The organism is Nostoc sp. JL31 (genome assembly GCF_017114965.1).
Lineage (GTDB): Bacteria > Cyanobacteriota > Cyanobacteriia > Cyanobacteriales > Nostocaceae > Nostoc > Nostoc punctiforme_A.
This window is the reverse complement of record NZ_JABXKO010000056.1, coordinates 5880-23674: the sequence shown is the minus strand read 5'-3', so window position 1 is coordinate 23674 and position 17795 is coordinate 5880. Positions and strand designations below refer to the sequence as shown.

Genomic DNA, 17795 nt, shown 5'->3' with positions numbered 1-17795 from the left:
TAAAGGGGGGAGGGAACTGGATTATTTATACCGAGTTGCATTCAAAAATATTAGTTTTGGCAGGCAGGGGAAGCAGGGGGGAGAAATACTACATCTGATTGCAACTTGGTATTAGTCTCCCCCCTTGGAAAGGGGGGATTAAGGGGGATAAAAATGTGATTAAAATCACAGCTAACCACTTTTAAAACAACCTCTAATAATAACGCTAATTTGAAGCATGAAAATCGCCGTTCAGCAAGCAAGTGTTAGGAGGTTTTATGAAAAGCCATTGGCAAAAAATACAATTAATCGCTGCATTGGGAATGACTTGGTTGGGAATTATCGGCTATTCTCCAATGATTTGGATGACACCAGTTGCGGCCACTCCTAAGAAATTTTCGCCTCCTCCGCCTCCTCCTGATAGAGGGGCAGCAGGCGATCGCGGAGGGGCTGCAAGTCGTGGTTGTGGTGTTGGGAATCAGTCTGTTGTTGCATTTGTACCTGTATACAAAGAGACATTTAATCAAGGGAAAACAGAAGCTGTTGCTGTTACTAAAGTTTGGGGCTTGACGAATGAGGAATATCCAACTTTTTGGTTTTTTGTCCCCTATCAAAAGTCTCTAATTGATTCGATTGAGTTTGTTGTCAAAGATGAGTCAGGTAAACAAAGTCAAACACTTTACCGAACAATAGTAACAATACCAGAAGTACCAGGAATTGTTAGCATTCGCTTAAACGCAAATACTTCCCCATTGCAAGTAGACAAGATGTATCACTGGTTTTTCAAGATAAAAGTCATTTGCAATCCCCAACAACCTCCAGAACGAGAGTATGTGGAAGGATGGGTGCAACGAGTCAATCCAAATCCTCAATTAGTAGATAGCTTGAAGCAAGCAACTTCTCAGCAACGGGTAAACCTTTATGCCGAGAATGGTATTTGGTACGATGCTTTGACTACTTTGGCTGAATTACGTCTTAGCAAACCTGAAGATCCAACTCTAGCGGCGGAGTGGATGAATTTGCTTCAATCCGTAGATTTAGAGAATTTAGCTAAACAACCTTTGATAAAATGTTGCCAAGCTGATGCAAAGTAGCACAGCAAATTTACAATATGGAATTATTCAACAGTTGAGCAACGACATACCCTTAACAAATAGATTATCAAAGTTTTTATCAGCAAGCAGTTTTAACATGCTTCCGAATCTGTAACTATTTCAACTACAACCAGGGCGATTATAGCTCAATACGGTTCAGTTAAGCCTAAAACTCTTTGTAAAAGTCAATTTTTTTAACGAACCGCCTTCGCGTTAGCGTCTCCCCTTGGGAGAAGGACGCCAAGGACGCAAAGAGAAGAAAGAAATGATTAACTGAACTGTATTGGATTATAGCTTTTGTCCACAAATATTCTAAAGCAGTTTGGCTCATTTACAGATCAATTCAAGCTTGTCCCTCTTCTATCACTTTGAGGAAATAAAAATAAGTAGAAGGTTGGGTTTAGGAACAAAACCCAACCTCTATCTTGGGTGAAGTAGGAAAAGTAGGAAAAGTAGGATATTAAGTAAAAACTGTTGACAATGTGTCAAATAACTTGTTAGGTTTCAAGTTACTCTCAAGCCCAATAAATTTAAAAATTAATGGCTTATGCCTTATCAAATAAGAATTATCTCTTTTTTGATAATTCATGCAAGAGAGCCATAGCACAATCAATTACACAGTTTGAAAAAACCAAAAGGAGTCAAATAATATGTTAAAAATATTTTCAACAAAGAAACAAGCAACAAAACAAGCACCTACAGTCACTCAAGAAGATAGGGAATTGTTTGAAGAACTAGAATTGTTTAAAGAACTAGATGATGCTGATTTATTGACTGTAATTGGTGGAGATGCTGGTGCTCAAGGTGCTGCTATTGGTTCTCCTGGAGTTCTTTCGGGAAACGTTGTTCAAGTACCTGTTCATATACCAGTTAACGTTTGTGGTAATACTGTCAATGTAATTGGTCTACTTAATCCAGCTTTCGGGAATACTTGTGTAAATACGTAACCATTTGCACTCTATTGACTATTAGGATTAAATGGCGATCGCAAGCATGTTGGATAAATCTTTGAAACGTTCAAGGATTTTTTTGAAAAACTAATACATCTGAACCTGAAGCAAATTAAGCGTTAAAACATACTCAAATCAATGCAACTTCAATTAGTGAACAAATAACTTATGATAAACAACAAAATTGCTGACTTGGAAACTAGCTTGTTTGAAGAATTGAGTGATGCAGAATTAATGGCAGTAGTAGGAGGTCTAGATATATCTCCTGAGTTAGGATTAGTTCAAGGAACTTTGAATAAACCATGTATAGGTTTACCTGCTAAAATTAATGCTCAATCGCTAGTTGGTTTAGTAAATGTAGGAGTTCAAGATATTAATGTTTTAAGTAACCCACAAAATCAACAATGTACAGAGAATTCAACACAAGCAAAAGGAGATGAACCCCTGTCACACATACTAGACAATATACCAGTTTTGTCTGGCAATGCTTCTGCCGGTAGCTGAAACTTAGATAGGATATATAGCTATTGACTATTACGATTAAATCGCGATCGCAAGCATTATGTATTTAATTTCTCTGATAAGTTCTTTGGTGGTTGGCAGTGTATTTCTGGTGACTGGTGTTGTCAAAGCAGTTGCACCAACTAGGTTTATTATCCACATCAGCCAATTGCAGTTATTTCCGCAAAAAGTGAATATAGGTGCAGCGATCGCTTTTACACTTATAGAGTGCGTCCTTGGAATAGCCCTGATTTTGCGTCTGTTTCCTCAGTGGCTATTTATCGGTACAATTGTTTTACTATTGCTTTTATCAGGTTTAACTTACTGGAGTACTTCGACCAAACGCACAGATGATTGTGGTTGCTATAACGGTCTAATTGATATCAGTCCCAAACAAAGTTTACTCCTCAATGCTCTCTACATTACTTTGATGGGGTTGGCTTGGTTTTATCCGGTTGCCGATATTTTAACTGTTTCGCAGCAAGTGACAGCATTATTGATTTCTTTAGCAACAAGTAGTTTATTAACTGCTGTTTCATATATATATTATTGGAAGAAGAAAAAACCTATTTTAGACTTAGAACCGCTTAAGGTTAATCGTTCTTGGCAACCACAATGGATAAAAGAATATCTTGAAAGCTTAACAACAGGAGAAAAACTGGTTGTGTTTTTAATGCCTGGTTGTCCAACGTGCAAAAACTGGCTCAAAGTGCTAAAAGTGGTTCACCAAAGAACTGATTTACCTGATGTAGTGGCGGGAGTTCCCCAAACATCAGAACAAGTTGAAGAATTTGTTCAATCTAATAATATCAACTTTCCGGTAGTGGCAATGAGTCCTACTGTCGTGGCACGCTTAACCAATGCTTTTCCAACTGCTGTATTGTTAGAGGAAGGTATAATTCGAGAGAAATGGTTGGGAGTAATGCCGTTAACCTTTGTGAAACGCGTTAAGCCAAGCTTATCTGTCTCGTCAAAAACGTACATCCCGCGTTTTAGAAAAAGCTGAATTAAGAGCATCTGGGATGAAATCGATTCTTCCAAGCATTAAATTTGAAGAGGATTATACTTTAGAAAAACTGATTGATTCAATCGAACAGTTACGTAACAAAATTGATGTTCATAATAGCGCTCTGGCTATAGTTGACTCTACTTTAACAGAAGTTGAAGAGATGGAAAAAAACTTGAAGCAGCTTTCTGAGAAAATGTTAATGGTGGTTGCTATCAAGTACGGCAAAGACAGCGCTGAATATGAAATGGCGGGTGGTGTTCGTAATAGCGATCGCATCCGTAAAATGAGATCGAGCCGCTTAAAAAATATTGCAGAACAAGCATCAGATAAGAATGGGAAAACTGCATAGAAAATGAGGTACTTTGACTTGTGGTGGAGTTTCTTTTTCCAGTCATTATGATGTACTTCTTCACCACACTATCATTTAGTGGTAGTCTATGTAGGGTAAGAAGGCAAAGCAAATGACCCAAAGGACGAAAACTCAAAAACTGCTGACCTTTGAACACACAAGTCGAATTACCCCCCTTAATCCCCCCGATGCATTGGCACTTGTCGATAACCGCTATATATATATAGCAATTGCGAATTACGTTAGGATTGAGAAAAATGAATACTTTGCAAACACAATAGAAGACAATAATTTATGATTCAAGCCTTACGCAAACTAGTTACATTCGATGAATTCGTTGCTAAATATCCTGACAACACAGAAAAACGTTATGAATTGCATGATGGAGTAATAGTTGAGATGTTGCAACCCACAGGCGATCATGAAGAGGTAGTTGGATTTTTAGCCTTTGAAGTTACTAGAGAGTGTATTCGTTTAAATCTCCCCTATTTCATACCTAAAACAGCATTAGTCAAACCGCCTGAAAATGAATCTGCTTACTCACCAGATGTGCTGATATTAAATCGCCCTAATTTAGTAAACGAACCTCTGTGGAAAAAAGAATCTACTATAAGCCAAGCGGAATCAATACCTTTAGTAGTTGAGGTAGTGAGTAGCAATTGGCGTGATGATTATTTAAAAAAAGCTGCTGACTATGAGGCTATAGGCATACCAGAATACTGGATTGTAGACTATGCGGCTTTAGGCGGTAGGCGATTTATTGGCAACCCTAAACAACCAACTGTCTCTCTCTACACTTTAATTGAGGGAGAATACCAAGTTAGCCAGTTTCGAGGTAGCGATCGCATTATCTCACCTCTTTTCCCCGAATTAAACTTAACCGCCGAACAGATTTTTCAAGCTGGTGGATATCCTCTATAGTTATTACACTGTTAAAAAAGAGCGACTTCCGTTACAGACGAAATTTGTTGTCGCAGATTCTTCAGTAAATCTAGAGTTTTTTCGTAAGCAACTTTTTTTCCTTGCTGTCCATAGTACTCAGATGCTTTTTGTAAATCAGCGATCGCTCCTAAATGATATCCTAAGCGATACTGAGCTACTCCCCGATTAACATAAGCCTGGGCATTACTGGGGTTCAGTCTGATGACTTGAGAAAAATCACGCACTGCACCAAAGTCATCTCCATTTCGTCCGCAAGCACAACCCCGGTTAAAGTAAGCTCTATAATCGTTAGCATTGAGACGAATTGCTAGATTAAAGTCGAGCATCGCAGCTTGGATATCTTGCAAGACAAAATGCGCTAAACCTCGGTCATTATAGATATCTGCAAGCAATAAGCTACTGATTCGAGGAATTTGAATTAGGGCTAAATTAAAGTCAAGAATTGCCTCCGAGTCTTTCCCATCGCCGGCACGGGCTAGCCCTCGGTTATAGTAAGCTCGAAAATCGGAGGGTTTAAGTGTAACGGCTCGATTATGATCGACAATAGCGGCAGAATAATCTCCTTGTCTGTAGTATGCTACTCCCCGGTTTAGATAAGCCTCAAAGTTATCCGGTGCAAAATTTATCGCTTGAGTACAATCTGCGATCGCTTGATGGTAATCTTGTAGTTGGAGATAAGCAAGACAGCGATCGCTATAAGCTACAGCCAAATCTTTCTCAAGTGCAATCGCCTGGTTGAAATTCTTTATTGCTTCCTGATAATCACCGCGTCGCATCTTATCTACACCCAACTCTAAGAAATCACCTGCTGTTATTTGGGTAATTAAAATGGGTGAGGAATGTGCAGGTAAAGTCAAAAAAGTGAGGGATAAAGCAATAATTATACTGAAAAATAATCGCCAGAAATCACTCATAAGACCAAATTAGGATAGGTAGTATTGTTTGATATTCTTGGAACAATCTTTTTGTAAAGACTCTAATCCAAAATTGGTATAAGCATCCTATTTGATAATTTCAGTAGCAACAAAATTAGCGGGACACAAAGCCCCGCGAATTATTAATTTTTGAAGTTAGATTTTAGTCTACTTCCACGCATTATCTGCTTGTGAAAGAACATAAGCAGCTACATTTTCAATTTGGTCAGCTTTTAAACGAGCGCCGAAGGCAGGCATAGCACCTTTACCTTTTGTAACCTGGGCAACAATAGCCTCTGCTGAGTACAAACCATACTTTTCTAAAGCTTCCTTCTTCAGGCTTTTTTCAGCTTTAACCAGATTCTTTCCTCCTGCGTGACAAGAGGCACAATTGGCACTAAATACTTTAGCTCCACTAGCAGCATCGGCTGCCAATGCTGGACGACTGAAGGCAAAAGTGAAGATTGCTATGCCTAACAGCATGACTGTAATCATTTTTTTCATTTCGTGTTCTCTCTGCAATAACGGCTTATTCGGTGCAATATCCTCCATAATTGTGAGTTGACCCGTTGCCATAGTCAAATGACAAGCTGTCAAACTTTGCTTTATTAAATAAAGTTTTTGGATTTTGAATCTTGGTGATTTTAGATTTAGGTTTATTAGCACAAAGCAATATGTAACAAGAATATGCTTCTCTCCAAAATACCCTAGCTTACTTATTTGCAAAAATGTGCATTTATGCTGATGATTAAAATCCCAATTTATATAATTCTGAATATTTTATAAAAAAATGATTAAAATTTAAGGATGAAATATTAAAGATGAAAATTTTCTTGATTCATTCTTTATACTTCATCCTTTGTTTTTTATTTTACGGAACCTAATTGAGTAAGCACATCTTCTGTGACGCGACAAATTCGCCAATCATCTAATATAGATGCTCCCATACTACGGTAGAATGCTTGGGCTGACTCATTCCAATCTAAGACGCTCCACTCTAATCGCCCACAATCACGTTCTACAGCTATCTGAGCGACTTTAGTTAGGAGAGCCTTACCAATACCTTGCCTGCGATATTCTGGTAAAACAAATAAATCTTCCAGATAAATTCCTGGCTTAGTCAGAAATGTTGAATAATTATGAAAAAATAGCGCAAAACCGACAGATTCACCCGCAGATTCTGCTAATATTGCCTCTACATACCTCCGCGAACCAAATAAATGCTCCTGAAGTGCTAGAGCATTGCCAGCGATCGCGTGAGATAATTTTTCATATTCTGCAAGTCCCTCAATTAATTTAAACAGTACGCTGCAATCGTCTGCTTGGGCAAAACGCACAATCAAATTGCTACCCGAAGTCATTAGTCTATAGTCCATAGTTTATAGTCCATAGTCTATAGGCAACTGGGCAATTTTTTTTGAGTATCAACGAAAGAAGAGCCGAAAAACGCTACAAAACGCCCGATTTCTGCGAATTGCAAAGCTAATTAAGTTCCAGATTGCATCTCTATCTTGAGCAATGTAGTTAAATTAACCAACCTTTTAAGCGTTTGGCTATGTGAGGACGACGCAATTTCCGCATGGCTTTGCTTTGAATTTGACGCACTCGCTCACGAGAAAGATTGAACATATTGCCAACCTCTTCTAAGGTACATGGTTCGCTGCTTGTCAAACCATAACGCAGAGAAATCACATCTTTCTCTCGTGGAGTTAACACATCACCCAAGACTTCCCAAATCTCCTGACGCATCATGTTTTCATTCATTTTTGCTTCTGGAGACAAGTTATCTTCATCTTCTAGCAAATCCATCAATTCCGTGTCTTCTTCTTTACCGACGCGGTGGTTGAGAGAAAGTGCTTGTCGCCGTAGCTGTTGTAGCTGGCGTAGTTGTTGCACACTAATCTCTAAATATTCTGCCATTTCACCTTCGGTAGGATTACGACAGAGTTTTTGTTTGAGTTCCCGTTGAGCTTTTTTTAGCTTGTTCAGCTTTTCAACAATATGAATCGGTAGCCGAATTGTTCGCGCATCATTAGCTATAGCTCTAGTAATCGCTTGTCTAATCCACCAATAGGCGTAAGTAGAAAACTTATATCCTTTATCGGGATCAAACTTTTCTGTAGCGCGATTTAAACCCATCGCTCCTTCCTGAATTAAATCCAGAAAAGGCACTCCCCGATTCAAGTATCGTTTAGCAATAGAAACTACCAATCTCAAGTTCGAGCGAATCATTTTGCGTTTCGCTACTCTCCCTTGATACAAGCGACTTTCTAGTTGCTTTTCCGTCATTCCTAACTCGGAAGCCACTTCTAATTTGCTGGCTTCATGTTCCAGTTTTAACCCTAAAGCCGCTTGTATTTCTCTAAATTCCTCTAGAAACCTGACTCGCCGCGCTAACTCTACTTCTTCATCAGCTTTTAAAAGCGGATAACGCGCCATTTCTTTAAAAAATGCGCCGACAGCATCATCATGTTCGGTTTTGTTGTATCCCGAAGGACGAGCCGCCGCCATGTCATCGCCATCGCGTTCGTCTGATTCCAGATTTTCTACTACAATTGGAGATTCTTCTTCTGCCACTGCATTTAAACTATCAAGCGATGGTTCTTCGATATCAGCAGCATTCTCCAGTATTTCCATTTTTCCCAATTCAACAATATTCATATTTTCCTTTAGGGATTGTTGCTTTGTTTGGTACATCATTTATTTACACCTACTCGTTTGAGGCTTGGTAGTTTTCCCTAATGGACGATGCACCCGTAAAGAATAGCGAAATATAGGCTGATGCAATTTGTCTATAGAAATAAAAATCGGCATCTACCTAGTATCTATAGGTTACAGTTATATACAACCTATAACGAAACTTACCTTAGCACCCAGCAAAACTTTTTTCTTAGATTCCCAACAGATATATTCTTCATTTTTTTCTGAATTATCAAATATGTCAAACCCTCCTCAAACTTTCTCAACCTTAACAAATATAAAAATTCCAGCTAATCATCCAAATTTCTTAAACTTTCATATATTTTTATAAATACTTATAATGAATGTTTGAGGCGCTGGAGACCAATCTATAAAAGGAAGACCTACTAATGGCTTTACGCATTCCTGATTTGATTTCAAGTTACCTATATGATACAAATTACAAGAGTAGCAGCTTAATTTTGATCTGATCTTACTTTGTATAAAAGCATCTCATATACAGAAAGGGTTGAATATCTACCGATAGGCGGAAAAAGGCTACCCCATATTTAGTAGATAGAGCAACTGTTGCAGCAATAGCCGACATGCTTTTATTTGTATAGTGGGCACCAAATATTTATTGCATATATAGTTGATACGAATTTGTCTAGTAGATTACATAAGAGGAAAATTATCAAGTATTATGAAGAATAACAGTATTGAGAAATACCATTTAAATTTAAGAAAGCGAAAAACTAAAATTTAGCTAGCTAGGTTGATTTTGACCAGCTATGTGAGGAAAATATTTAATTATAAAATCCGCAAGTATGTATATTAATGACATAAATTTATCTCCTTTAGTGGTGAGTGAACCGAGTGAGTCATACCAGTCAAGTGAAACTGTTAATCGGTGGGTTGAAGTATTGGTAGACTGTCCAGGAAGTACAGGACTATTTACTTATCGATTGCCAGCCCAGTTAGAAATAAAACCAGGGGATATTTTGAGCGTGCCATTTGGGGCGCAACAATTAGGAGCGATCGCGATTCGATTACTGGCACAACCAAATATCGATTTACCACCAGAAAAAATCCGGGAAGTAGAAGATATAGTTAGCGTTGGATTTTTCCCAAGTGCTTATTGGGAATTACTCAACCGAGTTGCTGCATATTACTATACGCCGCTGATTCAAGTTATCCGGGTTGCTCTACCACCAGGGTTACTGGGGCGATCGCAGCGTCGTATCCGCCTGGTTGGAAGCAGAGGGGCAGGGGGGCAGGGGAGCAGGGGAGCAGGGGGGAGTAGTTATTTACTGGGATCTGCCGCTCCTTTGGCTTTTTTGACTCCGACTGCGCGGCAAGTTTGGGAACTTTTGCAAGGGCAGCCGGCGGGGGACTATAGTTTTGTCTACCTTCAACAAAAAGTCAAATCTGCTTATCGGGGAATTCGGGAGTTATTGCGATTTGGTTTAGTAGAAAGTTATTTAGAACCGCCGCGACTAACTCGACCAAAGTTACAAAAAGCAGTTACGCTCACAGGTACAATTGACCAAGAGTTAACTACTCGCCAACGAGAGATTTTAGAAGTGCTGCGGCGACAGGGTGGGGAGTTGTGGCAAAATGAATTACTGCAAATTTGCAATGCTAGTTCTTCTATTCTCAAGACGTTGACACAAAAGGGTTACATCGTTGTTGAAGAACGGGAAGTATTGCGAACTGAACAAGGCCCAACTTTAGTAGGGGATGGTGCTAAATCTTTAACTACAGATCAAGCTAGCGCCTTAGCGACAATCCAAACACTAGATGGATTTGCTCACGTTTTATTGCATGGGGTGACAGGTTCAGGAAAAACCGAAGTATATTTGCAAGCGATCGCACCTCTCCTCAATCAAGGTAAATCTGCCCTGGTTTTAGTTCCAGAAATTGGACTCACACCGCAGTTAACCGATCGTTTTCGCGCCCGTTTTGGTAATAAAGTCAGCGTTTATCACAGTGCCCTCTCAGATGGTGAACGTTACGACACTTGGCGGCAAATGCTCACCGGAGAACCCCAAGTTGTCATTGGTACTCGCAGTGCCGTTTTCGCCCCTTTACCCAACTTGGGTTTAATTATTTTAGATGAAGAACACGATAGCAGCTTTAAACAAGATTCCCCTATACCCACCTACCACGCCCGCACCGTTGCCCAGTGGCGAGCCGAATTAGAAAATTGCCCCTTGGTGTTGGGTTCTGCTACGCCTTCATTGGAAACTTGGGTAAGTGTCAGGAGGCAGGGGGCAGGGGGAGAATTCATAACTCCTCACTCCTCACTCCTCACTCCTAACTCTTCACAGGCTAAACGCCCCGCTACCGCTAACAGCACTCATTATTTAAGTTTGCCTGAGCGCATCAACTCTCGCCCTTTACCGCCTGTGGAAATTGTCGATATGCGGCAAGAGTTGCAACAGGGAAATCGTTCTATATTTAGTAGATCGCTGCAAGCAGCTTTGCAAGAGTTGCAAGAAAGAAAACAACAGGGAATTTTATTTATCCATCGCCGGGGACACAGTACTTTTGTCTCTTGCCGCAGTTGTGGATATGTGTTGGAATGTCCGCACTGTGATGTGTCATTGGCATATCACCACACTGAAGAAAAAGCGCCGGAATTATTGCGGTGTCATTATTGTAATTATGCGCGATCGCACCCCAAATTCTGCCCTGATTGTAGTTCCCCTTACCTGAAATTTTTTGGTAGCGGTACTCAACGAGTCACGCAGGAATTAGCGCGACAGTTCCCAGAGTTGCGCTTGATTCGTTTTGATAGCGATACCACTCGCAACAAAGGCTCCCATCGTACCCTACTCACCCAGTTTGCCAACGGCGAAGCAGATTTGTTAGTCGGTACGCAAATGCTCACCAAAGGTTTGGATTTACCACAGGTGACACTTGTGGGCGTTGTCGCCGCCGATGGATTGCTAAATTTATCAGATTATCGTGCCAGTGAACGAGCGTTTCAAACCTTGACTCAAGTCGCTGGACGTGCCGGTAGAGGTGAAGATCCGGGTAGAGTAATTGTGCAGACTTATACTACAGAGCATCAGGTAATTGCAGCAGTGCGATCGCACGATTATCAGTCTTTCTCTCAAGCTGAATTAGAACAACGCCAAGCACTCAATTATCCTCCTTATGGGCGGTTAATTTTGTTGCGTTTAAGTAGTCTCGACCCGATTCAAGTGCAAAATACAGCGCAAGTTATTGCTACAGCCTTGAGTACAGAAGAAGAATTCGAGATATTGGGGCCAGCACCAGCGAGTATTTTACGAGTAGCTAATCGTTATCGCTGGCAGATATTGATTAAATTTGCCCCAGATGCCTTACCGCGATTACCAGATTGGGAAGAAGTGCGATCGCTTTGTCCTTCGTCTGTAAGTTTAACTATTGATGTAGACCCGATTAATATTATGTAATCGTAAACTAATAACCCACCCAGTAGCGTACTTATAAATAAACCTGATTTGTTTGGTAATTGGGTTAATCTATGCATAATCCGCCCTCAGATAGATGAGTGAATCAAAATATCAACTCTGCTAGCACTAATTAAAGATTGGTTTACGGTAATAATTTTGAAGATTTATTGCTGTTTACGTAAAAATACTATACCAACTTGAGGAATTAGAAAGTTCCTTTATAATTCTCTTAACAAAGAAGTTCAGTATTTATGTAATTTCAAGTATTTACTAAATAATTTTTACACAGTCTAGAGAAATGTGTTCCCTGAGACTTGCGGTCATTACGTTCGTTTCTAGCCAGTGAAGGATTGCCAGAAATCATCATTGCAGATACTTGGTCAATGTTAATGGACTACTCACGTATCAACTACGAACACAACGGCAAGGCATACTATGATTTACAAGATCAAACCCCAAATACTAGTATTAGCAATTGTTCAAGGGATTGCTTTCCAACCAAATGACGCGCCTGTACTATCTGGGTATATTAAAGATATCGGTCAAGCCTACAGTGATACTAAAGGCTTTGGTTGGGTGCGTGAAGATAGCTTAGGCAATACTACACCCACTCCCCTTGATATCCAACTCAATACACGCGATCGCAACCAAAGCGGCATCGATCGGCGACTAAATAGACTGATTCATTTGCAATATCCTCTTAGCAGTTCGGGAACCGCAGTTAAGATACCTGCTGCTTGGGAATATGCCCTATCCAAAGGTTCTTACAATGTGACTGTTAGCGTCGGTGATGCTAGTAATACTGTAAATAGTAAGCACCAGATCAATATAGAAGGGACGGCTGCTATTTCTGGCTTTGTACCAACGGCAACCAGAAAGTTTGCCGCAGTTACCCGAATTGTTAATGTTATCGACGGCAAGCTCACCATTGATGCTAAAGGTGGTAAAAATACCAAACTCAACTATATTGCGATCGCACCAGGTAATCGTCCCTCGATCAGAACGACCAATCCCAATGATGGTCAGACAAATCTCTCGCCAGATATCTCGATTACAGCAGACCTAAATCTTCCCAATAGTGGGATTGCGGTTAATACTATTTCTGCCTCCACTATCAAGCTGATTGATTGCAGTACTAACACGCAAGTCAATGCTACTTACAATACTTCTGGTGGCGGAGATGTGATTGTAGTATCTCCGATAAATCGTCTCAAGAACAATACCAAATATTTGCTACAAATCACTGACGGGGTTCAAGATAGCAATGGTGCTGCATTCTTACCCTATAGCATCAGTTTCACAACAGGCACTTTTGTGAACCCAGTAAGCAATATTACTTTCGAGCAAATCTCACTAGCGAATGTACCTGCCAAATCTTACACCACAGTATTGATTGGGCCTGATAATAAACTCTATGCTGCCACCCTACTAGGTGAGATTTTGCGTTTCCCGATCAATGCTGATGGTACTCTGGGTATGCCACAAACGATTTCCTCGTTGCAGACTGCAAATGGTGGTAATCGAACGATCATTGGTATGCACTTTGATCCCTCATCAACCAATGCCAGCAACCTAATTCTCTGGGTAACTAATAACTACTACTGGAATGGAACTATTGATGCACCAGAGTGGAGTGGTAAAATTACTCGTTTAAGCGGCACCAATCTAGAGATAGTAAAAGACTATGTGGTTGATTTACCGCGATCGAGTCGGGATCATCTAACCAATAGCATTGAGTTCAAGCCCAACGAGCCAAACGTGCTGTATGTGTTGCAGGGTAGTAATAATAGTACAGGCGCACCAAACACTGCCTGGAGTAATCGTCCTGAGCAGTTGTTAACTGCTGCTGTATTACGAGTTGACCTGTCCAAAATCATCTCACCTCCTTTAAGCGTTAAGACGGAGGATGGAGGTACTTATAACCCCTTTAATCCGGGAGCGCCTGTAACTATCTTTGCTAGTGGTATACGTAATGGCTACGATCTGGTTTGGCATACCAATGGTCAGTTGTATGTGCCAACGAATGGTTCGGCGGCTGGTGGCAATACACCAAATACACCTATCTCTCTACCTCTTGCCTGCCAAAACCGGATTGATAAGGCTACTAATGGGGCTTATACTACTCCATCTGTAGCTGGACTTAGCAGTTTAGGCACGCAGCGAGACTTTCTGTTTCGCATTGTTAAAAATGGTTATTATGGTCATCCCAATCCGAAGCGTTGTGAGTGGGTGTTGGGTGGAGGAAATCCCACAGCTGGTACAGACCCAGTTCAGATAAATGAATATCCCATTGGTACTCTACCTGACCGGAATTGGAAGGGTATTGCCTTCGATTTCGGAGAGCATTTTTCACCTAATGGCATCATTGAATATCGTAGTAATGCTTTAGGTGGTCAGCTGCAAGGCAAACTGCTGGTGACACGCTTCAGTTTAGGGAAAGACATCATTGTGCTAACACCAGGTGGCGCAAACTTGGATATTATAAATTCCCAAACGGCTATTAGTGGCTTCACTGGTTTTAACCCAAGTCCATTGGATTTGGTTGAGAATCCCACGAATGGAAATCTCTACGTGGCGCAACTCAGCCAAGAGACGGGTATGGGCAAAATTACACTTCTGCGTCCACTTAATTAATATCAATACCGAGCGATCGCTCAATCTAATACCAATTCAAAAAATGTTTACGATATCTATGTGTTGCATTCTTTTTTTTAATTGGTATTACTTCATCGGTAAGGTGAGGGTGAATGCTGTTTGATCAGAAGATGTTAAGTCAAGAGTAAGGTTGCCACGATGTGCCCTGGCAATTTCTCGGGCTAGGCTCAGTCCTAGTCCAATTCCTTCGACATTGCGGTTACGCGAGGGGTCGCCGCGATAAAATCGGTCAAAAATGCGATCGCGATCGCTTAGGGGAATATCTTTTGATGCATTGACAATGGTAATGTGAAGAGTTGTTGGAGTTTGATGAGTGCGAATTTGTATCCAGCCGTTGGCGAGATTGTATTTGATCGCATTGCTAAATAGGTTTTGCAAAACTTGAATTAAAAGATCGCGATCGCCTTTTACCCGCAACCCATCAATAAAGTCAGTTTCCACTGTCAACTGGGGAGCTAGCATTTCTATATCTTCTAGCATCTCCATCAGCAACTCAGACATATCCACTTCAACCAGATACATGCTCATTTTTCCGGCGTCTGCCAGAGATAGCAACAAGAGTTTCCGCATAATTCCACTTAGGCGGCGCACCTCATCTAACAGGTTGCTTAAGCGCTGTTGTACTTCACTACCGGGATCGACCTGTTGGAGTGTTCGTTCTAGTTCGCCTTGCAAAATAGTTAGTGGGGTTTTCAGTTCATGAGCCGCGTCGCCACTAAAACGGGAAGCTTGGGTAAAACTACGTTCCAAGCGTGACAACATCAGGTTAAACACCTGAATCAGTTCGACAAATTCAACATCAGTTGTCCCAATGGGAATCCGCTGATCTAGCCCTTTGACAGTTACCTGTTGAATTACACCTGTTAATTGCCGGATGGGACGCAAAGCGCCACCAGAAACCAACCATGCCCCCACCGCAACCAGCAGTAGCGCTCCCGGAATTGAAACCAGGAAAATATTGCGAATGGTAGCCATTTCTTGATCTACGGCTTGCAAGCTAACGGCAATGGCAACCTGAGCATTGGGTAATTTAGTTGCGCCAATCCGCCAGACTGTTATTGCCGTCTGCTCTGTGACAAATTGAGGTGGGCGTGGCCGAATCAGTGGTGGCCGCTCGAAAGATGGATTTGTATTGGAGGGTAAAGGTGGTGGTTCTCTCTTCGGGGGTGATGCTAGAGGCGTCAACTGGAGACGCGCCAGCAACAGACGATTCACCTCAAGGTCAGCAGGTAGGGAGTTTGATTGATAAAGTATGTTGTTGTTTGCGTCCAGCACCACCAGGGCGACGGGGGTTTTTGTATTGGTTCCGAAAGTATAAGATAATGAATCTTCGTAAAACTGCCATCGCGAGCGATGCCTGCGGCGGGCTGCGCCTACGCGTAAGCCTTCTCTTCTGGGAGACGCTGCACCAACGGGAGGTTCCTCTCGTGGAGGGAAGTTCGGAGTTGCCCGCATCAAGTGATTTAATAGTTCTGCATCCAGGCGGCTAATCTTAGCATTGTAAATCTGAAACCAGGAAACCGCGCCAAATCCGACTAATGTGCTTCCAGCTAGAGCCGTAGACAACAGAGCAATGCGGAGTCGAAACGAAGGAAGTTTCATGATGAAGAATCTGGTTTGCGAAATCGATATCCAACCCCTCGAATGCTTTCAATCCAAACTACTTCATCAATAGGGTCAATCTTTTTACGAATTCGCTGGATACAAACATCCACAACATTGGTGTTGGGGTTAAAGTCGTAGCCCCAAACGTGTTCCAAAATTTGGGTACGAGTGAAAACCCTTCCGGGAGAGCGCATCAGATATTCCAGAAGATTAAACTCGCGGCTGGTGAGTTCTATGGCCTGGCGATCGCAAGTGACTTCTCTAGTGATGCGATCGAGTTTGATCGGGCCAACACAAAGTAGATTTTGGCGCTCGCTTACACTCCGACGCACAACCGCATGAATTCGAGCCGCTAATTCTTCCACAAAAAACGGTTTAGCGATATAGTCATCCGCTCCCAAATTTAGCCCTTGCAAGCGATCGTCTAGTTCATTTCGAGCCGTCAACAAAATCACCGGAGCATTCCGACCTTGCCGCCGTAGTAGTTTTAGAATCGATAGTCCATCCTTTCCCGGCATCATAATGTCGAGTATGATCGCATCATATTCGTTGTCTAATGCCCGCAGATATCCATCATCACCGTTATCGCAGTAGTCTACAACAAATCCCTGCTCCTTTAGTCCAGCTCGGACAAAGTTAGCAATTTTCGCTTCATCTTCAACAAACAGAACGTTCACAGCATTTATTAATTCATATATTCTTCTATTCTAAATTCATTATTTTTTATTCAAATTACAAAACTGTAATTTAGAACATAGGAAAGCTGTAATTTTGAGGTGGCTTAATTAGAAATATGAACACCCTAGCTTTTGAAGGTTGATTTTTATGAATATTCGCCGAATCTTAGCGGTAGCCGCAATTCCTTTTTTGATTGGTACATTCGGTTTTGTTGCACCCAATCAGGCAAATGCTGCTAATCCGTCTGATCGGAACGAAGAGATTTCACAACAGCCCAACAAACGGCAAATATCTGATAAAAAACCACAAATCAGACATTTTAAACCCCGTCCACATCAGAAAAAACGTTCTCCCCAACTTACCCAAACTCATAATCAGGAAGCAGTTCAAAATCGGGTAGAACACAATAACCGTTAATTGATGCACCCTTGCATTTCAACTCACCCTCAGTGGCGATCGTGTCAGCGAATTTCTATTGCTAAATTACAAAACTGTAATTTAGAAACAGGGCAGACTGTTATTTTGAGAAGACTTAATTAGAAATATAAACCTTTGGAGATTTAATGATGAATATTCGTAGAGTACTAGTAGTAACAGCGATTCCTGTTCTGGTTGGCACATTTGGTTTAATTTCACTCAATCAAGCAAATGCCGCTAATCAATTCGATCGAATTGCACAGGCGCAACAACCGCCCAACGAAGCATCAAACGAACGGCCACGTCCACCCAGACCAGATTTTGCCGCCGCAGCAACAAAGTTAGGAGTTACAGAAGCCCAGTTAAAGGCGGCGTTAGGAGTTCCTGCCAATCCGCCAAATCCAGGCGATCGCAGTCAACGCCCACACAGACCTGATTTGAAAGCTGCGGCAACAAAGTTAGGAGTTACAGAAGCCCAGTTAAAAGCAGCGTTAGGAGTTCCTGCCAATCCGCCAAATCCAGGCGATCGCAGTCAACGCCCACACAGACCTGATTTGAAAGCTGCGGCAACAAAGTTAGG

At 41.4% G+C, this 17795-nt stretch carries 16 protein-coding genes; 10 read left to right on the top strand and 6 right to left on the bottom strand.

The window, feature by feature from the left end; all coding sequences use genetic code 11:
- Positions 1–257: 257 nt before the first annotated feature.
- The 6 genes from HWQ43_RS14075 to HWQ43_RS14050 all read left to right on the top strand — a co-directional run bounded on the left by HWQ43_RS14075 (position 258) and on the right by HWQ43_RS14050 (position 4803).
- The gene (locus HWQ43_RS14075; protein WP_292734486.1) at positions 258–1073 is read left to right on the top strand and encodes a DUF928 domain-containing protein; all 816 of its coding nucleotides are present in this window, start codon (positions 258–260) and stop codon (positions 1071–1073) included.
- A 650-nt stretch (positions 1074–1723) separates the two neighbouring features.
- Positions 1724–2020, top strand: a complete 297-nt coding sequence (locus HWQ43_RS33765; RefSeq protein WP_366932825.1) for a chaplin — start codon at positions 1724–1726, stop codon at positions 2018–2020.
- Positions 2021–2191: 171 nt separating this feature from the next.
- Positions 2192–2527 (top strand): rodlin, encoded by a 336-nt coding sequence (locus tag HWQ43_RS14065; RefSeq protein WP_292734484.1) that lies wholly within the window; start codon positions 2192–2194, stop codon positions 2525–2527.
- A gap of 58 nt (positions 2528–2585) precedes the next feature.
- Positions 2586–3530 (top strand): MauE/DoxX family redox-associated membrane protein, encoded by a 945-nt coding sequence (locus HWQ43_RS14060; RefSeq protein WP_292734482.1) that lies wholly within the window; start codon positions 2586–2588, stop codon positions 3528–3530.
- Positions 3487–3882, top strand: coding sequence for a hypothetical protein (locus tag HWQ43_RS14055; protein WP_292734532.1), 396 nt, complete (start codon positions 3487–3489; stop codon positions 3880–3882). The genes HWQ43_RS14060 and HWQ43_RS14055 overlap by 44 nt, the downstream gene beginning before the upstream one ends.
- A gap of 294 nt (positions 3883–4176) precedes the next feature.
- A complete protein-coding gene (locus tag HWQ43_RS14050) occupies positions 4177–4803 on the top strand; it encodes a Uma2 family endonuclease (RefSeq protein ID WP_292734480.1) in 627 nt (208 codons plus the stop codon).
- A gap of 11 nt (positions 4804–4814) precedes the next feature.
- On the opposite strand, the gene HWQ43_RS14045 is transcribed toward HWQ43_RS14050, so the two are convergent.
- From HWQ43_RS14045 to HWQ43_RS14030, 4 genes are all read right to left on the bottom strand, one after another.
- Positions 4815–5738: a tetratricopeptide repeat protein gene (locus tag HWQ43_RS14045; protein WP_292734478.1), complete on the bottom strand. Its 924-nt coding sequence runs from the start codon at positions 5736–5738 to the stop codon at positions 4815–4817.
- 168 nt (positions 5739–5906) lie between these two features.
- Complete coding sequence (gene petJ, locus HWQ43_RS14040) at positions 5907–6242, bottom strand: cytochrome c6 PetJ (RefSeq protein WP_292734530.1); 336 nt, start codon at positions 6240–6242, stop codon at positions 5907–5909.
- A gap of 362 nt (positions 6243–6604) precedes the next feature.
- Complete coding sequence (locus HWQ43_RS14035) at positions 6605–7099, bottom strand: GNAT family N-acetyltransferase (RefSeq protein ID WP_292734476.1); 495 nt, start codon at positions 7097–7099, stop codon at positions 6605–6607.
- A gap of 163 nt (positions 7100–7262) precedes the next feature.
- Positions 7263–8435 (bottom strand): RpoD/SigA family RNA polymerase sigma factor, encoded by a 1173-nt coding sequence (locus tag HWQ43_RS14030; protein WP_292734528.1) that lies wholly within the window; start codon positions 8433–8435, stop codon positions 7263–7265.
- 809 nt (positions 8436–9244) lie between these two features.
- Between HWQ43_RS14030 and priA the strand changes: the two genes are divergently transcribed.
- Complete coding sequence (gene priA / locus HWQ43_RS14025) at positions 9245–11860, top strand: primosomal protein N' (protein WP_292734474.1); 2616 nt, start codon at positions 9245–9247, stop codon at positions 11858–11860.
- Between the two features lie 435 nt (positions 11861–12295).
- On the top strand, positions 12296–14494 hold the full coding sequence (locus tag HWQ43_RS14020; protein ID WP_292734472.1) for an Ig-like domain-containing protein: 2199 nt from the start codon (positions 12296–12298) through the stop codon (positions 14492–14494).
- A gap of 87 nt (positions 14495–14581) precedes the next feature.
- Here HWQ43_RS14020 and HWQ43_RS14015 read toward each other — a convergent pair whose 3' ends face one another.
- Positions 14582–16117, bottom strand: a complete 1536-nt coding sequence (locus HWQ43_RS14015) for an ATP-binding protein (RefSeq protein ID WP_292734470.1) — start codon at positions 16115–16117, stop codon at positions 14582–14584.
- Positions 16114–16797, bottom strand: a complete 684-nt coding sequence (locus HWQ43_RS14010) for a response regulator transcription factor (RefSeq protein WP_099104024.1) — start codon at positions 16795–16797, stop codon at positions 16114–16116. Before HWQ43_RS14010 ends, HWQ43_RS14015 begins: the two co-directional genes overlap by 4 nt.
- Before the next feature lie 148 nt (positions 16798–16945).
- Here HWQ43_RS14010 and HWQ43_RS14005 point away from each other — a divergent pair, with 148 nt between their 5' ends.
- Together HWQ43_RS14005 and HWQ43_RS14000 are read left to right on the top strand one after the other, a co-directional pair.
- Positions 16946–17215 carry a hypothetical protein gene (locus tag HWQ43_RS14005; protein WP_292734467.1) on the top strand — a complete coding sequence of 90 codons (270 nt, stop codon included), beginning with the start codon at positions 16946–16948 and terminating at the stop codon, positions 17213–17215.
- A 146-nt stretch (positions 17216–17361) separates the two neighbouring features.
- Positions 17362–17795: hypothetical protein (locus tag HWQ43_RS14000; RefSeq protein ID WP_292734524.1), on the top strand; the 434-nt coding region annotated here is incomplete at its 3' end.

Coding starts and splice junctions, on each gene's coding strand:
- HWQ43_RS14045 (WP_292734478.1), bottom strand. CDS start 5,738: ATGAGTGATTTCTGGCGATTATTTTTCAGTATAATTATTGCTTTATCC.
- HWQ43_RS14050 (WP_292734480.1), top strand. CDS start 4,177: ATGATTCAAGCCTTACGCAAACTAGTTACATTCGATGAATTCGTTGCT.
- HWQ43_RS14035 (WP_292734476.1), bottom strand. CDS start 7,099: ATGACTTCGGGTAGCAATTTGATTGTGCGTTTTGCCCAAGCAGACGAT.
- HWQ43_RS33765 (WP_366932825.1), top strand. CDS start 1,724: ATGTTAAAAATATTTTCAACAAAGAAACAAGCAACAAAACAAGCACCT.
- HWQ43_RS14020 (WP_292734472.1), top strand. CDS start 12,296: ATGATTTACAAGATCAAACCCCAAATACTAGTATTAGCAATTGTTCAA.
- HWQ43_RS14005 (WP_292734467.1), top strand. CDS start 16,946: ATGAATATTCGCCGAATCTTAGCGGTAGCCGCAATTCCTTTTTTGATT.
- HWQ43_RS14060 (WP_292734482.1), top strand. CDS start 2,586: ATGTATTTAATTTCTCTGATAAGTTCTTTGGTGGTTGGCAGTGTATTT.
- HWQ43_RS14030 (WP_292734528.1), bottom strand. CDS start 8,435: ATGTACCAAACAAAGCAACAATCCCTAAAGGAAAATATGAATATTGTT.
- HWQ43_RS14065 (WP_292734484.1), top strand. CDS start 2,192: ATGATAAACAACAAAATTGCTGACTTGGAAACTAGCTTGTTTGAAGAA.
- HWQ43_RS14015 (WP_292734470.1), bottom strand. CDS start 16,117: ATGAAACTTCCTTCGTTTCGACTCCGCATTGCTCTGTTGTCTACGGCT.
- petJ (WP_292734530.1), bottom strand. CDS start 6,242: ATGAAAAAAATGATTACAGTCATGCTGTTAGGCATAGCAATCTTCACT.
- priA (WP_292734474.1), top strand. CDS start 9,245: ATGTATATTAATGACATAAATTTATCTCCTTTAGTGGTGAGTGAACCG.
- HWQ43_RS14075 (WP_292734486.1), top strand. CDS start 258: ATGAAAAGCCATTGGCAAAAAATACAATTAATCGCTGCATTGGGAATG.